This is a genomic window from Runella sp. R0.1_18 (genome assembly GCF_057652155.1).
Map to the genome: position 1 here is coordinate 1 of NZ_JBYFCK010000007.1, position 18482 is coordinate 18482.

The window sequence follows — 18482 nt, forward strand, 5'->3', positions numbered from 1 at the left end:
AAATGAATCGGAATATCATTCAAAATATCGAATCTGTCCTACAAGGCTCTTTTCAATGGGCTACCTAAACAGTTACAAACAACTTATCGAAAAAAAAGTGGAATTTCAAGTTTTACATTAGGTAGCCATGGAAGCTATTTCAAAGAAAGAGATAAGAAAAAAAACATTCAATTTCCATATAACCAATATTTAGGTCATTACTGTTTAGGTGTTATCTACACACGAACAGATATAGATTTAGATGCTCTCTCAGATACAGAAATTTATCAAGTCCAGGAGCTTCAAGAAGAATATGAATTACCGAATAGAAAAATTGGGGAAAGAGAGGTGACAAGTGTTAAGGATTTAAAATCTATAACATCTGTAATCAAAGATTTTGATTTTTTCGTTGCTGAAAAGTGGAAAATAGCAAGTGATAAACAGGGGTCAGGTAATACTGCAAATATTGGTTCTACATTAAGTATTGAAGATTTACGAAACGAAAATGGTGTTTTTAGCCAATTGGGAGAAGAATGGTTTGACGAATATTGGATAAATTTTGGCGCTGCTACAATGGTAAAAAACGGTAAAACTACTAAAATTACCAACCTTAAAGATTTTTTAGAGTTTAAGGGTAGAACAGATTTGTGGGATAAGATTGTTACAAGAAATTCAAAAAGTTAAGGCTATGAAAGTCATTGTTCCTCCCATTAAAAGTCAGGGTATTAAGACAAAACTAATACCTTGGATTAAAGATTTAACAGCTATTGCTCACCAAAAAGGAAAATGGATAGAACCTTTTCTAGGCACTGGAGTAGTAGCATTTAATGCTGGGTATAAAAAAGCAATTTTAAATGATACTAATCCCCACATAATAGGTTTTTATAAAGGGATACAAGAAGGAGAAATTTTAGCCCCTTTAATGAAGAAGTATTTAGAAGAAGAGGGACGGCTATTGAGCGTAGCTGATAATGATGGATATGAGCACTATTTGAAAGTTCGTTCACGTTTCAACAGTGGAGAATTTTCACCTTATGATTTTATCTTTTTATCAAGGGCTGGTTTTAATGGAATGATGCGATTTGGAAGTAAAGGAAACTGGAATATTCCATTTTGTAAAAAACCTGATCGTTTTGCACAAGCATACATTACTAAAATTACCAACCAGGTGGCAACCGTTTCTCAAATTATACAACCTGAGCCTAACTGGATATTTTATAATAAATCCTTTTCTGAAGTAATTCCACTAGCTACTGAAAATGATATTATTTATTGTGATCCTCCCTATTATGGAAGACACGTTGATTATTATAATGGTTGGACTGAGAAGGATGAAGAGCTTTTGTTTAATCTGCTTTCAGAAACTAAAGCAAAATTTATTTTATCGACGTGGCATCACAATGACTGGCGAGAAAATGAAATGATAAATAAGTTTTGGAAGAAGTTTAATATCGTTACTAAAGATCATTTTTATCATAATGGTGGCAGTATTGAAAATAGAAGAACTGTTGTTGAAGCATTGGTCTGCAATTTTGATACAAATCAAATTGATGAACATAACCACGGGCTGAAAAAGAAATCGAAAGAACAGCAATTAGAGATTGTTTGGAATTGAAAACAAGATAGAATATCTACAATGAACTTGATATGATATTAGGGAATAGAGTCTGATTTTTTGGTTTTCTCTATATTACCCATATTTAAAGAAAAGTATGGAGATGTCACTACAGTTTGTTTTCTTTGAGTGACCTTTTCAAACAAAGACCAAATCCCAATGAAAAAAATCTACCTCTTGGCGGGTGCGATGGCACTCGCTGCTTCCTCTTCATTGTACGCCCAACGTACCCTCATCCACTGCGGAAAACTTATTGACGGCTTGGCCGATGCTGCCCAAGATCAAATGACAATTGTGGTGGAGAAAAACCGCATCACGGCCGTGGAAAAAGGCTACACCAAAGGACAAGGTACGGACAAAGTCATTGACCTAAAAAACAAAACGGTTCTGCCTGGCCTGACCGATATGCACGTCCATATCGAAAGTGAAACCAGCCGCGACCAGTTTGCCAAGCGCGTTAGCTACACGCCCGCTGATATTGCGTTTGAAGCCCAAAAATATGCCTATATCAACCTCATGGCGGGCTTTACGGCTGTGCGTGATTTGGGCGGAAGCGGCGTCAATATTTCGCTACGCAATGCCATCAACAAAGGTTTGGTCGTTGGGCCGCGCATTTTTACGGCAGGTCAAACCCTCGCAACTACGGGAGGCCACGGCGACCCTACCAACGGTCTCGGTAACCACTTTACCGCTCCCGAAAAAATGACCGATGGCGTGGTGGACTCACCCGAAGCAGGCCGCAAAGCCGTGCGCCAACGTTACAAAGACGGGGCTGACTGCATCAAAATTACCGCCACGGGTGGGGTGTTGAGCATCGCCAAGAGTGGAAAAGCCCCTCAATTTACCGACGATGAAGTGTCGGCGATTGTTTCTACGGCCAAAGATTACGGTTTTCACGTGGCTGCCCACGCCCACGGTGCGGAGGGGATGAAGCGGGCATTGCGCGCGGGTGTGACGACCATCGAGCACGGAACGTACATGGACGATGAGGCCATTGAGATTTTCAAAAAAACGGGGGCGTATTATGTCCCTACCATCATTGCGGGGCGTTCGGCGGCCGATTCAGCGAAAATCATTGGTTATTTCCACCCGTTCGTACGGGCCAAAGCGTTGGAAATCGGGCCGTTGATTCAGAAAACGTTTGAAAAAGCCTACAAAGCAGGCGTAAAAATTGCGTTTGGAACCGATGCAGGCGTATTTGCTCACGGAAAAAATGCCAAAGAATTTGAGTACATGACCGAAGTAGGAATGCCGCCAATGGAAGCTATTAAGTCGGCGACCATCGTGCCCGCGCAGATTTTGGGCGAGGAAGCCAATATGGGTAGCATTAGCAAAGGAAAATATGCTGATATTATTGCGACGGACGAAAACCCCCTCCAAAACATCAAAACGCTTCAAAACGTCACGTTTGTGATGAAAGACGGCGCGGTGGTGAAACAGTAATTTTTAACTTTTTTGCGTATATTCAAAAACCGTTGATGGGGTTTATGAGTTTAATTCGTACATTCATCACGGAAGAACAATTTATACGTTGAAAAAAGTAATCGTCATAGGAGCAGGTTTTGCGGGGCTTTCGGCCGCCACTAGTCTTGCCAATAAAGGGTTTGAGGTAACTATTTTAGAGAAAAATTCCGTGCCTGGTGGACGGGCACGGGTTTTTCGTGAAAAAGGTTTTACGTTTGACATGGGCCCCAGCTGGTATTGGATGCCCGACGTGTTTGAGACGTATTTTGGAAAGTTTGGCAAAAAGCCTTCTGATTACTACGAGCTTGTGCGGCTAGATCCTTCGTATGCCGTTATTTTTGACGCCACTTCAGCAGTCGATATTCCTGCGGGAATTGACAAGTTAAAACAACTTTTTGAGCAAATAGAGCCTGGCAGCGGGCAACGCTTGGAGGCGTTTTTGGAACAAGCCGCCTACAAATACGACGTGGGCATGAACAAGTTCGTTTGGAAGCCAAGTCGGAGTATTTGGGAGTTTGTGAGCCTCAAACTGCTCTATGATTTGGGTCGAATGGACGTGCTTCAAACCTTTGCGGGGCATATCCGTAAGTATTTTTCGGATCCAAAGTTGCTGCAATTAATGGAGTTTCCCATTCTATTTTTGGGCGCAACGCCCGAAAATACGCCTGCCATGTACAGTCTGATGAACTACGCCGAAATTTCGATGGGGACGTGGTATCCGATGGGAGGAATGCACGAAATTGTCAAAGGAATGGTGGCGTTGGCGGAAGAAAAAGGCGTAAAAATCTTGCTCAATCAAAACGTGACCCGCATCGACGTCGTGGGAGGAGTAGCCAAACAAGTAGTGACTGAGACGGGTACGTTCGACGCCGACGTGGTGGTGGCAGGAGCTGATTATCATCATGTTGATACAAAACTGCTGGGTCAGTACCGCAATTATTCGGATACGTATTGGGACAAACGTACCCTTGCGCCTTCGTCGTTGCTGTACTATTTAGGGGTCAACAAACGTATCCCAAAACTACAGCATCACAATTTGTTTTTTGACGAAGATTTCAAGCAGCACGCCCACGAAATATATACCAAACCACAGTGGCCAAGTAAGCCGTTGTTTTACGCATCGGCACCTTCCAAAACCGACCCTTCGGTCGCGCCTGAGGGCTGCGAAAACTTGTTTTTGTTGATTCCCGTAGCGCCCGATTTAAAAGATGATTCGGAAGAAATTCGCGAACGGTATTTCAATGTAGTGATGGAACGCTTGGAGACATACGTTGGGGAAGACATTCGTTCGCATGTGGTCTATAAACGTACCTATGCCCACCGCGATTTTATGTCGGATTACAATGCCTTCAAAGGCAATGCGTACGGTTTGGCAAACACGTTGTTTCAAACGGCATTTTTAAAACCAACGCTCAAAAACAAAAAGGTAGCTAATTTGTTTTATACAGGACAACTCACAGTGCCTGGGCCAGGCGTACCCCCGTCGTTAATTTCGGGTCTAGTAGTTGCCGATGAAGTTGAAAAAGCATAAAGAAACCAAACCATTCTCCATGATACAGTTATTTAATCAGACAGCCTTGGAATGTAGCAAGCTTATCACGGAGCGCTACAGTACTTCTTTTACGTTGGGTATCAAGACGTTAGATACAAAATTCCACTTGCCCATCTACGCCATTTATGGTTTTGTTCGCTGTGCCGACGAGATTGTAGATACGTTTCATGATCACGATAAAAAGTTTTTGCTAGATAAGTTTCGGTATGATACTTATGAAGCCATTGAGCAAAAAATTAGCCTCAATCCTGTGCTTCACGCGTTTCAGTTGGTGGTGAATGAGTACCAAATCGAACGGGATTTGATTGATGCGTTTTTGCACAGCATGGAAATGGATTTGGCTCCCTTGGAATACAATAGAAATTTATACGACGAATACATTTATGGCTCGGCCGAAGTGGTCGGATTGATGTGTTTGAGGGTATTTTGTGAAGGCGACAGTAAGATGTTTGACCACCTTAAGGAAGGGGCGAGAAGATTGGGCGCAGCTTTTCAGAAAGTGAATTTCTTGCGCGATTTGAAAAGCGATTTTGTGGATCGTGGGCGGGTATATTTCCCAGAAGTTGACTTCCGTTTATTTTCCAAAGAAGCCAAACGAAAAATCGAAGCTGACATTCAGGCGGATTTTGACGCGGCCAATATTGCCATCCAACAGCTTCCGAAAAGTGCCCGCATGGGGGTTTACTTGGCCTATGTGTATTATTTGAAGCTTTTCACCAAAATCAAAGAAACGTCGGCGTCTCGCATTCAAGAAGAACGTATTCGGGTGCCAGATTTTCAGAAAATGGCACTTTTAGCAAAAACATACCTTCAATTTAGGCTCTCCTAAATTCAATACCGTTCTCCTAAGCATTATGGCGGCTTCCAACTTACTAGAAAGTAGGCTGGAAGCCGCTTTTTTATTCTTTATCCAATAACTTGAGCCAACTGTTTAGGCGAAGTTTGTAGGTGACACCTATCTCAATGGTCTTGTCGTCTATGTAAAGGTTTTTCTTATCAAAGCTTGTTATCTTCTGAATATTAACAATATAGGATTTGTGTACCCGAGTGAAAATTTTGGCGGGTAACTGGTGTTCAAGACGGGTGATTACGTCGTTGATTACGAGAACTTTGCCGTTTGGTTTGCAAATTTTCGAGTACATGCCATAGGCTTCAATAAACAAGATTTCTTCAAAAAGAATAGCGTGTATTTTTCGCCCAATTTTTACCATGATTTTATCAGCTAACGTCAAATTACTGGCGTGGCTCATCACGTGTAAAGCCCGATAACACGCTTTTTGAAAGCGCAGCGGAATCAGCGGCGAGACCAAGTAGTCGAGCGCACCTACATCAAAGGCTGCTATGGCCATCTCTTTAGAATGACTCACAACAATAACGGGGGGGAGGTTTGTTTGGAGTTGAAACAAATCAAACCCAGGTATGTCGGTGAAATCAGCCCCCCAAAAAAGGATGTTGGCATCTTGGGTATTTAGAATACCCAACAGTTGGGTACCTGATTGACACACAATGGGAGGTTGCATAAAGGGAAGTTGTCCAAGCAACTCCTTCACTTGATTTGCAAGGGTTATATCAGCAATTGCAATAACAGGGGTTAGACTATTCATAACGAACGGAAAAGTAAATTTTTGTAAATACGAAAGCCAATCAATCAGTAAATGGATGATTGAGGCAGTTGATTTTTACATAACAAAAAGCGTGCTAGTTATTAGTATATGTTTGTAGTTATTGGTATTTAAAATGCCAATTGATATGCTTAAATAGAATATTGACATATCAGATATTGGTATTTCGTGTAGTTTTTTGGGTAGGAGAGGGGGAAGAAAAAAAATATACGCAGTATCGTTCAATTCATCAGTATATTTTTTGAATTAACCTATGCCAAATTGTGAATTGACTATGTAAAAAAAAAGCACGTTTTTTTTGCAAGTTGCTTGGCCTCAAAATTGATGCTAGACAATTACAAATAACACCGATTTGCTAGGCCCTTTTTGGGTGCGCACAAGCAGGTTTTTTAAAGAAAAAAAATGACAATGTAGCAGAGAAGTTTAATAAAAATATCAAAAACAGGAGGGAAAGAATCCTTAGTACCGACCAAAGTAATCAAGCCTTCTTTCTCCTCCTTCGTTGGTTGAACCCCAAAAACAGGTTAACACCATGCAAAGATACTGCAAAAATGGTGATAGGGGATTTTTTGCCCCAAAATCATCACTATCAGACGATTATTCGTCATTTTCAAGGCCCAGAGAGGCTGCGAAACAAGGTGTTTTATTTTCTAGACTCTTCCTCAGAACGGTTGCTCGTGGTGTGAGCACTACCTGTTTATCGTTTATATCTTCCATTAAAAATACCCCTTTTCCGATGAAACAATTTGTACGACTGTTGGCAGCCGTTGGCTTGCTATTGGTGTCGGTTGCGACCCATGCCCAAAAAGGCTCTTTTGCAGTGCGATTGAGCCTCAAATCGTTTGATTGCGTTACCAAAAAAATGGTAGTGCAAGTCCAAGTTAAGGCCAATAACGCCGACAGTACATTCTTAATGGGAGATGCAAATTATCGTTTTCGGTATAGTACCCAACAATTGGCAAACCCCACGATAGTAAGCGAAGAAAATTTCTCAGGAAATGCACCCGCTAGCCAAATTGCCTACCAATCTCAGAACCTAGAAGGAAGCACTGCGGGGGCTACAAATGGTATAGTTTCTCTAAATACCATTTTTGCAGGCAGGGCAGGAGCAAGGCAAGTAACAACTGACTGGGCAACGGTGAGTTGTTTGTCGTTTGATGTCCTTGCCATCACAGGTTGCTATACACTTGCGTGGCAAAAAGATACAGATTTCCCAAGAACGGGTATGAACGAGGTAATTGTAACCTCTGCTAGCCCTTTTGCCTACACAACCAAAAATGTGGCGTCAGCCAGGGTTTTTGAAAACCTAACCGTGTGTGCTGATCAGTTTTGTCAGGCAAGTAAGGCCAAATACGGCGTACGGTTATCGGTAAAAAGCTTTGATTGTGAAACCAAGAAGGTCGTGTTGCGGGTGGAAGTACGCGCTGCGGATGCCGAAAGTGCATTCTTGATGGGAGATGCCAATTACCGCTTCAATTACAACGCAACCCTTTTAACAAACCCACAAATTGTTTCGCAAGAAGCCTTTTCATCTGTGGCTCCCGCATCTGACAACCGCTATACAGCTCAAAATTTGACAGGAAGTACCGAAAATGCTACCAGCGGAGTGGTGTCGCTCAATGTAAAATACAGCCCCACAGGAACGCCAACGGCGCGCCAAGTGACCCAAGCTTGGACGACCGTCTCGTGTATTTCGATGGATTATAAAGGCGCGTTGACAAATCCTTGTTTTGATTTAAACTGGCAAACCAGTACCGACTTTCCTAAAACAGGGATGAACGAGGTAAACATTAGCGGCAATCAATACACACTTACTGATGTGGCCACAGGAGTGGAATATACCAAAGCAACGCTTTGTCCTGCCCAGCGTTGTGCTGGAAAAGTTGCAGATTTGTCATTGAGCAAAAAACGTATCTCGGCTGCCCAAGCAACTGTAGGTAGTACTGCCATATTTAAACTAACTGTCAAAAACGATGGGCCAGACTCGGCGACAAACGTTGTAATAACAGATTCGCTTCCAGTGGCTTTGAAGTGGCTTAGTTCTTCGCCAGCACTCACGCCAGCAGGCCAGGTGGTGACGTGGAGCATTGCAAGTATCGCACCAGGTGACAGCGTAGAGCTAACAATCAATACGCAAATTTTGGCAGAAGGCGTACATTTTAACCGGGCGGAAGTTACGGCCTCAGACCAAGACGACCCCGATTCGACGCCAAACAATAACTCACTACTCGAAGATGATATCGCTCATGCTTGTGTAAGTGTACCAATCAAACTTTGCTCAAATCAAGAAATTACGGTGACCGTGCCAAGCTTCTTTACCAACGTTCGATGGTTTAAGGGAGCGACGCAAGTAGGTACAGGAAATTCCATCAATTTATCGGAGGCAGGAGCATACAGTATCAGTGCCGATGCAGGAAGCTGCCCTGCGGAAGGGTGCTGCCCTATCATCATCGAAGCAATTGATTGCTGTCCACCGAATTTGTGCATACCGCTGGTGGTCAAGAAAACCAAGAGTGCAGGCAAGCCTATTTAAGGCTTGCTTTTTCCCGTTTTGAAATCTCTATTATATCCCCTTATCAAATCTCTTATTAACTATGAAAACGTTTATGCTAGGAACAACTAGCCGAAGTCATTTTTTTTGGCTTTGGGTAAAGCTCGCCGTCGCAGTGGTATTTCTCTACCAAGAGACCCGAGCGCAAATTGCAAACGCACCTTGTAATGACCAAACTGAGCTGGTCAACGGTACATTTACAAACATCGATGCAACGGGAACTACCTTCGGGGGTTGCGTGCCGATTGTTTCGTTTGTAAGCAATGAGAATAGAGTGGTGAACAGTACCTTGACCGACAATGCGTCTATTAATTTGACTGGTATTGGTTGTGGTGGCAGAATTGTTGTTAAAGATAACGATGCTGCCGACGAGTATCCAGCAGGGACTTTTGCTGGTTTTGAAGTGGGGACAAGTGGTCTTATTGGTGCTTCAGTCGCTTCTACAGTAACGATTTATACCTATAACAATGGGTCACTTCGTGAGACATTTAATGCGGTTACAGGTTTGGTAGGTATCAACTCTAGCTTGTTAATGGGCAATGGCCATGCCATTTTAGGTTTTGTCACTACCCAAGCCTTTGACGAGGTACGAATTGAATATACTTCGCTTGTGGGGGTTTTGTTCAGTGCGGATGTTTATAACGTTATTATTCAAAAATTTTGTGCAGGGCCAGCATTGGATTGTAACACCCAAGTTCAGATGAACAACCCGATACATCCAACTTCAATAAACGGTGACAATACGGGTATCTCAGGTATAGCGTGTGTTGGTTGTTCGGTAACTGACGCTGCGAATGCGATAAGTGCAAGCACGACGGATTATGCGACCATCACAATGGCGGTATCAGCGGGTAGTGTAGGTTCATTGGCGGTGAAAGACCAGTTGACAGACTATCCAGCGGGGACATTTGCAGGGTTTAATATTTCAAACCCAGGTTTGATAGGGGCGAATTTATTGTCAGGTATTACAATAAAGACATACTTAGATGGAGTGCTGCAAGAGACATCAAGCACAGGGACGTTGTTGTCATTGAATTCAATTTTATTGACAGGCACAGGCGAGCAGTTGGTAGGTATGGTTACAACGGCGGCCTTTGATGAGGTGAAGATTGAGATTAGCAATTTATTGGGTGTTTTGAGCGTGACAAGGGTCTATGGTGCTGTTTTCCAGCGCTATTGTGCTGGCCCATCATTGGTATGTAACACCCAAACCCCGATGAACAATCCAGTTTACCCGACGTCAATCAGTGGCGCGAATACGGGTATCTCAGGTATAGCGTGTGTTGGTTGTTCGGTGACTGATGCTGCGAATGCGATAAGCTCAAGCACGACGGATTATGCAACTATCACGATGGCGGTGTCAGCGGGTAGTGTGGGATCATTGGCGGTGAAAGACCAGTTGACAGATTATCCAGCGGGGACATTTGCAGGGTTCAACATTTCAAACCCAGGTTTGATAGGGGCGAATTTATTGTCAGGCATTACGATAAAGACATACTTAGATGGAGTGCTGCAAGAGACATCAAGCACAGGGACGTTGTTGTCATTGAATTCAATTTTATTGACAGGCACAGGCGAGCAGTTGGTAGGTATGGTTACAACGGCGGCCTTTGATGAGGTGAAGATTGAGATTAGCAATTTATTGGGTGTTTTGAGCGTGACAAGGGTCTATGGTGCGGTATTCCAGCGTTATTGTGCAGGACTTGCATTGGTATGTAATACCCAAACCTCAATGAATAACCCCGATTATCCGACGTCAATCAGTGGCGCGAATACGGGTATTTCTGGTATAGCGTGTGTTGGTTGTTCGGTAACTGACGCTGCGAATGCGATAAGTGCAAGCACGACGGATTACGCGACCATCACGATGGCGGTATCAGCGGGTAGTGTGGGATCATTGGCGGTGAAAGACCAGTTGACAGATTATCCAGCGGGGACATTTGCAGGGTTCAACATTTCAAACCCAGGTTTGATAGGGGCGAATTTATTGTCAGGCATTACGATAAAGACATACTTAGATGGAGTGCTGCAAGAGACATCAAGCACAGGGACGTTGTTGTCATTGAATTCAATTTTATTGACAGGCACAGGCGAGCAGTTGGTAGGTATGGTTACAACGGCGGCCTTTGATGAGGTGAAGATTGAGATTAGCAATTTATTGGGTGTTTTGAGCGTGACAAGGGTCTATGGTGCGGTATTCCAGCGCTATTGTGCTGGCCCATCATTGGTATGTAACACCCAAACTCCGATGAACAATCCAGTTTACCCGACGTCAATAAGTGGAGCGAATACGGGTATCTCAGGTATAGCGTGTGTTGGTTGTTCGGTAACTGACGCTGCGAATGCGATAAGCTCAAGCACGACGGATTACGCGACCATCACGATGGCGGTGTCAGCGGGTAGTGTGGGATCATTGGCGGTGAAAGACCAATTGACAGATTACGCAGCGGGAACATTTGCAGGGTTCAACATTTCAAACCCAGGTTTGATAGGGGCGAATTTATTGTCAGGTATTACGATAAAGACATACTTAGATGGAGTGCTGCAAGAGACATCAAGCACAGGGACGTTGTTGTCATTGAATTCAATTTTATTGACAGGCACAGGCGAGCAGTTGGTAGGGATGGTTACGACGGCGGCCTTTGATGAGGTGAAGATTGAGATTAGCAATTTATTGGGTGTTTTGAGCGTAACAAGGGTTTATGGTGCTGTTTTCCAGACGTTTTGTGCTGGTCCATCATTGGTATGTAACACCCAAACTCCGATGAACAATCCAGTTTACCCGACGTCAATCAGTGGTGCCAATACGGGTATCTCAGGCATAGCGTGTGTTGGTTGTTCGGTGACTGACGCTGCGAATGCGATAAGTGCAAGCACGACGGATTACGCGACCATCACAATGGCGGTGTCAGCGGGTAGTGTAGGTTCATTGGCGGTGAAAGACCAGTTGACAGATTATCCAGCGGGGACATTTGCAGGGTTCAACATTTCAAACCCAGGTTTGATAGGGGCGAATTTATTGTCAGGCATTACGATAAAGACATACTTAGATGGAGTGCTGCAAGAGACATCAAGCACAGGGACGTTGTTGTCATTGAATTCAATTTTATTGACAGGCACAGGCGAGCAGTTGGTAGGTATGGTTACAACGGCGGCCTTTGATGAGGTGAAGATTGAGATTAGCAATTTATTGGGTGTTTTGAGCGTGACAAGGGTCTATGGTGCTGTTTTCCAGACGTTTTGCGCTGGGCCTGCATTGACATGTACGACAATAACGGACTTTGTACAACCAACGTATCCTGCGGTGATTAGTGGAAGCCGCACGGGAATTTCAGGAATAGCCTGTTTGCTTTGTGCTGTAAATGATGCAACGAATGTGGTAGATAATTCGAGCGCAAACTTTGCTGAAATTATTCTGACGGCAGGAGTTTTAGCCAACGGTTCGATTTCGATTAAAGATGGTGCTACAGTACACGCCGCAGGTGAATTTGTAGGTTTTGATATTGAAAATGCGTCGTTGATCGGGGTAAACCTCGTCAATGCCGCGACTGTTTCGACCTATTTGAATGGTGTTCTTAGAGAAACGAGCGGAGGAAATTTAATTTCACTTGAACTATTAAGCGCATCACGTCAAATTGTTGGATTTACCACCACACAAACATTTGATGAAGTGCGGATTACAGTAGGTAACTTGGCTTCGTTAGATATTGGCAATACCAAAGTGTTCAAGTTAATCATGAGGGGTGCTACTGCCGCAGGTTCTTTGCCTCCTGTAATCACAGCGACGACCGCAGCCAACACCTGTCCTAATGTAACGGTCAATTTGAATGCGTTGACAAATACAGGTACTGTACCAAGTGGTACGCATTTGGTTTGGAGTACTTCAAAAATTCCAACTTCAGCAGGTGATACACTGACAAATGCCACGGCTGTAGCTACTGCGGGTAAATATTACGCTTTGTATTTCGATAAAAACACGGGCTGTTTTAGCTTCAGGGCTGACTCAGTGACAGTGTCAATAAACGCGTGTGTTTGTGCCGCAGGTTCGGTAGCTCCTACGCTATCAGCAACGGCAATATCAAATGTATGCCCACTAACAACCGTAAGTTTGACAGGTTTGGTGACAAGTACGTGTCCAATAGGTTCACTTTTGGAATGGCATACCACAAACACGGGCTTGTCGGCATCCACAAAAGTACTTTTGCCAGGAACGGTGGGAGTAGGAGGGGTGTATTACCCTGTTTGCTATGATGCCATCAACAATTGTTATAGCCCTGCGCCAGCGGTTGGGGTAACGGTAACCCTTTCGTTGCCATGTGTGACTTTACCAACGCCCCAAACGGCCGTTACAGGAGAAGCCAAGACTGGAAATGCAGCTACTGAGTTGCAACCACAAGGAGGACTTTCGCCATATACCTATTCAAATGGCGCTTCTGATCCTGGCTGTACTGCACCAGTAGGAGCAACCCCGCTACCTCTAGCAAGTAATTTGACCATTAGTAGCACAACAGGTGCCTACTCATACACCGCACCAGCTACGCCAGGTACGTACTATTTCTGTGTCAAAGTATGTGATAGTACTTCACCGATTGCGTTTTGCACGACTGTCACTTACACAGTTGTCGTAACTTCCGCAGGGCCTGTAGGTACAATTGATTGTCCAAAAACCCTCATCTATCCAGCCCCAGTTGCAGGTACGCCAAGTCAGCATACGTTGGTAGTAACGGTCAATGTGACAACCGCAGGATGTTTTACGCCATTGACTGTGAGTGGTTCGGGAATAACACTCGCAAACGGTGTTACACAAGCATGTGCTACTAATACGGGAGTTCAGACATTGCACATTCCTATTCGCTATGACGGAACAGCGCTTGGTACGTTGAACTTCACCATCGGCTCTTTGACAACATGTACTGCTGATTTATTGACGATTACTCCTAAAAAGATTATCGCGGATGTCTGGACACTTGATAACTGTTCGGCAGTGCAAGTAGGACCACAATTGAAATAAATCATCATTACTCAACATAACGAACTTTGGATATGAGAACCAAGAGAATCTTTATAGGTTGGGTAATGAGCATTGTTTGGTTTTTGGGTATATCTATAGGATATGCCCAGCTGCCAACGGTGGATCTTACTACCCATCAGCCCACGGCGGCACCGCCAGCAGGGGCTACTTTTGAATGGCACAATGGCTTCCCTGTTTCAGCAGCCAACCTAATGACCAGTACCCAGGCGGCGGTAGCAGTCCCAGGGGTGTATTATGGTGTGTATAATTTTGGAACGTGTTACAGTCAGGCGTCGCCGCTTCGGGTTGCTACAAATTCTTGCCCTACCACAACGGTTGATTTACGGGCATTTGTAGATTCGACGGCCAAGCCATTTGGAACGATTGTTACCTTCCACAGCGCGCTCCCTGCTAGTAATGTCAATAGGTTGACCGCTAGCGCCGTAACTACTGCAGGTGCAGGTACTTTTTACGTAGCTTTTTATGACCCTGTGGCTTTATGTTTTAGTAGTGCAAGTGTGATTGTGGTAGCGAGCACCAGTTGCGTGATTAACTACCCACCTGTTGTGGTAGTGCCTCCTATCGTGACGACGCCAGGCGTAGCCAAAACGGTCTGCGGAGAAATCAACGATCCGAACGTTGGCGACACGCATACGGTAACTGTATGTGGCGCGGCCAGCAAAGGGACGACGGTTCAGACGGTGAACAATCAGACGGGGAAAATTTGTATTACATACACGCCCAATGTAGGCCAAACGGGTGTTGATAATGTATGTTTGGTTGTGTGTGATCAGGGCGGTTTGTGTGATACTGTCCGAGTTCCGATTACGATTGTACCAGAGATACCAACCACACCAACCAACCAGCCTCCTGTGGTTGTAGTGACGCCAATTATCACGGTTCAGGATAGTACAACCACAACGTGTATGCCCATCTTAGACCCGAATGGCTTGGGGACAAATAGCTTCACCATTTGTGGTGCACCTAAACATGGTACGGCGAATCCAATCACAACGGTAGGTGGACAGTTGTGCATCACTTATACACCTTCATCGGGTTATTTTGGACGGGATTCTATTTGTGTGATTGTTTGCGACAATGGCATTCCGTCATTGTGTGACACGGTAAATATTCCAATTACGGTGTATCCACGGGTTCTGGTACCGACCATCCCCCAACCGCCGATTGTGTCCTTGCCGCCAATCGTGACGAAGGAGGGTGTACCAGTGTCGATATGTGGCCCGATTAGTGACCCCAACGGTAGCGATACGCATACTGTAACACAGTGTAATGTTCCTTTGAAAGGCATCGTGTCAGGTTTGTCGGTCAACAACAGTAGCCACGAGGTATGTTTGACATACACCCCTCAGGCAGGCAAAACGGGCAACGACAAGGTTTGTTTAACAATCTGCGACCAAGGTAATTTGTGTGTAACGGTAGAAGTTCCAGTGACAATTATTCCGTCAAACTTCCCACCAGTTAACTACCCACCTGTTGTGGTAGTGCCTCCTATCGTGACGACGCCAGGCGTAGCCAAAACGGTCTGTGGGGAAATCAACGACCCGAATGTTGGCGACACGCATGCGGTAACTGTATGTGGCGCGGCCAGCAAAGGGACGACGGTTCAGACGGTGAACAATCAGACGGGGAAACTTTGTATTACATACACGCCCAATGTAGGCCAAACGGGTGTTGATAATGTATGTTTGGTTGTGTGTGATCAGGGCGGTTTGTGTGATACTGTCCGAGTTCCGATTACGATTGTACCAGAGATACCAACCACACCAACCAACCAGCCTCCTGTGGTTGTAGTGACGCCAATTATCACGGTTCAGGATAGTACAACCACAACGTGTATGCCCATCTTAGACCCGAATGGCTTGGGTACAAATAGCTTCACCATTTGTGGTGCACCAAAACACGGTACGGCGAATCCAATCACAACGGTAGGTGGACAGTTGTGCATCACTTATACACCTTCATCGGGTTATTTTGGACGGGATTCTATTTGTGTGATTGTTTGCGACAATGGCATTCCGTCATTGTGTGACACGGTAAATATTCCAATTACGGTGTATCCACGGGTTCAGGTACCGACCATCCCGCAACCGCCGATTGTGTCTTTACCTCCAATTGTGACGAAGGAGGGTGTTCCAGTATCGATATGTGGCCCGATTAGTGACCCCAACGGTAGCGATACGCATACCGTAACACAGTGTAATGTTCCTTTGAAAGGCAGCGTATCAGGTTTGTCGGTCAACAACAGTAGCCACGAGGTATGTTTGACATACACACCTCAGGCAGGCAAAACGGGCAACGACAAGGTTTGTTTAACAATCTGCGACCAAGGTAATTTGTGTGTAACGGTAGAAGTTCCAGTGACAATTATTCCGTCAAACTTCCCACCAGCTTGTTTGACAATGGAGTTGAAGGTGCTTCTTGAAGGGCCTTTTAACCCAAGTACAAGTAAGATGACAACAACGCTCAACCAACGTGGATTGTTACCTGGGCAAACGCCAATCGGCGATTTTGCGGTGGTAACGCCAAAAGGACAACCGTACAACGATGTGCCTTGGAACTATACAGGGACCGAAGGGCACGCCAGTGGGTTTATTTATCCAAATACCGTGGTTGATTGGGTATTGGTGTCGTTACGGACTGATTCTGTGAGTGTAAGCAACGTTTGGAAAGGAGCGGGGCTGTTGCATGACGACGGTACGATTACCTTTATTCAACCATGTTACACAATAAATACGACAGCGTCGGCTTTGTTTGTGGTAGTCGAGCACCGTAATCACCTCGGGGTAATGTCTCCCACAAAAGTGCCTATCGTAGCGGGTAAAATTTCTTTTGATTTTACACAACAAGATAGCTACGTGACAACCGACCCGCCGTCGTTTGGACAGATCAAAGACGCTACCACCAACAAGTGGCTGATGTATGCGGCTGATGGCAACAAAGATGATTTCTTTGAAAACTTTGACATCAACTTCAACGACTCGAACAGGTGGAAACTCGAAAGTGGTATTTTCGACCAGTACAAAAAAGGAGACTACAACATGGATGCCGATGTAAACTTCTCTGACAGTGTACTTTGGAAGAAAAACAACGGACGTTATTCTCGTACTCCTCACTAATTCAGAAAAATGCGGGGCTGTCTCAAAAGTAACAGATTACAAAATTTTCTTTGGTTCTAACCTCATCCCAACCCTTCCGCTCAGGCGGCCCCGTCCTTTCAGGAGAAGGGCTTAAAAAGTCTCCTTCTCCTGAAAGGAGAGGGGGATTTAGGGGGTGAGGTTGAATAGACACAAAAGATACTTTGGCACTGCCAGGCTTTTTAGACAGCTTCGTGTTGTTTCTCCGTAAAACGACTGGAATCATGAAAAAAATAACCTTATTATTCCTTCTCTTCGTCGGGCTGTGGAGTCAAGGAAACGCCCAAACCATGTTCAATGCCCGCCTTAGAGTAAGTAAAATCGACTGTAATGCCAAAATTGCCCAAGTGGATGTCGATGTTCGCGCGGTGTCAATGAACGATAATTTTAACATGGGAGATGCCAATTTCCGTTTTAGCTACGATAACCGTATCCTCAAAAACCCCGTGCTAAAAAAACAACACCGATTCAGTAGCGAAGCCGAAAATGGCCAAGAATACGGCCCCCAAAACCTCAACGGCTCTACCGAAGGCCAGAACAAAGGCTTGGTTTCGTTGAATTTGTTTTACATAGGGACGGGAAAAAGCCCCCAACGCCTGACAACGGATTGGGCCACGATTGCCACCATTCAGTTTGATATTGTCAACACAACCACCGCTTCTACTTCACAATTGACGTGGTACACGCCCCAGACCTTTCCCAAATCAGGTTTGTCGCAAGTGCTGACGACAACCAGTGGTTATGACTTGAAGGAAGTAAGCGCTGGGCAGTTCTCCAACGGTTCGTTGGCAGCCTTGTCGGAAGCGTGTCCGAACGTGGTAACGACCACGCCGCCAAACAATAATAACACCGCTGGAGGAGGAATTATAACCACGCCTACCAACCCCTCAACGACCGACCCCACGGCCAACGTACCCGACCGTGTTGTGACGCCTACCGACGAGCCCGATTTGGTGATTCCCGAAGGGTTTTCACCCAACTCCGACGGCATCAACGACAAGTTTGTGATTACCAACAAACGCGGTATTAAGCTAAGTTTGGAGGTGTATAATCGTTACGGAGGAGTGGTATATAGCAACGCCGATTACCGCAACGATTGGCAAGGGAAAAGTACTGATACGGGCAAAGATGTGCCAGACGGAACGTACTTTTATATCATTAAGCTGGCCGACGGGCAGCTGCACCGCAAGGCGTTTACGATTGTAAGATAACTTTTTAATTTTTGCCACTCGCCCGCTCGCCCCGACATCCAGTCGGGGCGAAAATGGCGTAGCGTCTCCGACGCCGTTGTGGGTGGCAGCACAAAATGCCTAAGGGGAAGAATGTTTGATTATTAGCCATAAAAAAAGCAGGCCAAAAACCTGCCCTCAACGTAGCTGCAACTTCAACAATAACTCCATAACAAAAGAAAAAGGTTTGGTGAGCACTCACCGCTAGGCTGGCCGCCCGCCCGAGTTTCGTTCAATCCCGAAGGCTTTCGGGATTTCATGGCTTGGCTTTCAGCCGCACGAAACCTTAGTTATTAGCTGTAGT

The 18482-nt window shown here is 44.9% G+C and carries 10 protein-coding genes; 9 read left to right on the top strand and 1 reads right to left on the bottom strand.

What is annotated here, in order from left to right:
* Positions 1-33 precede the first annotated feature (33 nt).
* The 5 genes from AC23P2_RS13870 (at position 34) to AC23P2_RS13890 (ending at position 5439) form a co-directional block, all read left to right on the top strand.
* Positions 34-663, top strand: a complete 630-nt coding sequence (locus AC23P2_RS13870) for a type II restriction endonuclease (protein WP_487774033.1) — start codon at positions 34-36, stop codon at positions 661-663.
* 4 nt (positions 664-667) lie between these two features.
* On the top strand, positions 668-1594 hold the full coding sequence (locus AC23P2_RS13875; RefSeq protein WP_487773760.1) for a DNA adenine methylase: 927 nt from the start codon (positions 668-670) through the stop codon (positions 1592-1594).
* 159 nt (positions 1595-1753) lie between these two features.
* Positions 1754-3037 (top strand): metal-dependent hydrolase family protein, encoded by a 1284-nt coding sequence (locus AC23P2_RS13880; RefSeq protein ID WP_028524399.1) that lies wholly within the window; start codon positions 1754-1756, stop codon positions 3035-3037.
* An 88-nt stretch (positions 3038-3125) separates the two neighbouring features.
* A complete protein-coding gene (locus AC23P2_RS13885) occupies positions 3126-4589 on the top strand; it encodes a phytoene desaturase family protein (protein ID WP_487773761.1) in 1464 nt (487 codons plus the stop codon).
* Positions 4590-4608: 19 nt separating this feature from the next.
* On the top strand, positions 4609-5439 hold the full coding sequence (locus AC23P2_RS13890; protein ID WP_487773762.1) for a phytoene/squalene synthase family protein: 831 nt from the start codon (positions 4609-4611) through the stop codon (positions 5437-5439).
* A gap of 70 nt (positions 5440-5509) precedes the next feature.
* On the opposite strand, the gene AC23P2_RS13895 is transcribed toward AC23P2_RS13890, so the two are convergent.
* Complete coding sequence (locus AC23P2_RS13895) at positions 5510-6214, bottom strand: LytR/AlgR family response regulator transcription factor (protein WP_487773763.1); 705 nt, start codon at positions 6212-6214, stop codon at positions 5510-5512.
* 754 nt (positions 6215-6968) lie between these two features.
* Between AC23P2_RS13895 and AC23P2_RS13900 the strand changes: the two genes are divergently transcribed.
* From AC23P2_RS13900 to AC23P2_RS13915, 4 genes are all read left to right on the top strand, one after another.
* Positions 6969-8765 carry a hypothetical protein gene (locus tag AC23P2_RS13900; protein WP_487773764.1) on the top strand — a complete coding sequence of 599 codons (1797 nt, stop codon included), beginning with the start codon at positions 6969-6971 and terminating at the stop codon, positions 8763-8765.
* 61 nt (positions 8766-8826) lie between these two features.
* Positions 8827-13794, top strand: coding sequence for a beta strand repeat-containing protein (locus AC23P2_RS13905; RefSeq protein WP_487773765.1), 4968 nt, complete (start codon positions 8827-8829; stop codon positions 13792-13794).
* A 32-nt stretch (positions 13795-13826) separates the two neighbouring features.
* Complete coding sequence (locus tag AC23P2_RS13910; protein ID WP_487773766.1) at positions 13827-16931, top strand: Ig-like domain-containing protein; 3105 nt, start codon at positions 13827-13829, stop codon at positions 16929-16931.
* A 242-nt stretch (positions 16932-17173) separates the two neighbouring features.
* Entirely contained in the window at positions 17174-18160 is a 987-nt protein-coding gene (locus AC23P2_RS13915; RefSeq protein ID WP_487773767.1) for a T9SS type B sorting domain-containing protein, read from the top strand.
* Positions 18161-18482: the final 322 nt, after the last annotated feature.

Bases quoted from the DNA above. Each gene is read 5' to 3' on its own strand.
- AC23P2_RS13875 (WP_487773760.1), top strand. From the start codon at position 668: ATGAAAGTCATTGTTCCTCCCATTAAAAGTCAGGGTATTAAGACAAAA.
- AC23P2_RS13880 (WP_028524399.1), top strand. From the start codon at position 1,754: ATGAAAAAAATCTACCTCTTGGCGGGTGCGATGGCACTCGCTGCTTCC.
- AC23P2_RS13890 (WP_487773762.1), top strand. From the start codon at position 4,609: ATGATACAGTTATTTAATCAGACAGCCTTGGAATGTAGCAAGCTTATC.
- AC23P2_RS13895 (WP_487773763.1), bottom strand. From the start codon at position 6,214: ATGAATAGTCTAACCCCTGTTATTGCAATTGCTGATATAACCCTTGCA.
- AC23P2_RS13900 (WP_487773764.1), top strand. From the start codon at position 6,969: ATGAAACAATTTGTACGACTGTTGGCAGCCGTTGGCTTGCTATTGGTG.
- AC23P2_RS13905 (WP_487773765.1), top strand. From the start codon at position 8,827: ATGAAAACGTTTATGCTAGGAACAACTAGCCGAAGTCATTTTTTTTGG.
- AC23P2_RS13910 (WP_487773766.1), top strand. From the start codon at position 13,827: ATGAGAACCAAGAGAATCTTTATAGGTTGGGTAATGAGCATTGTTTGG.
- AC23P2_RS13915 (WP_487773767.1), top strand. From the start codon at position 17,174: ATGAAAAAAATAACCTTATTATTCCTTCTCTTCGTCGGGCTGTGGAGT.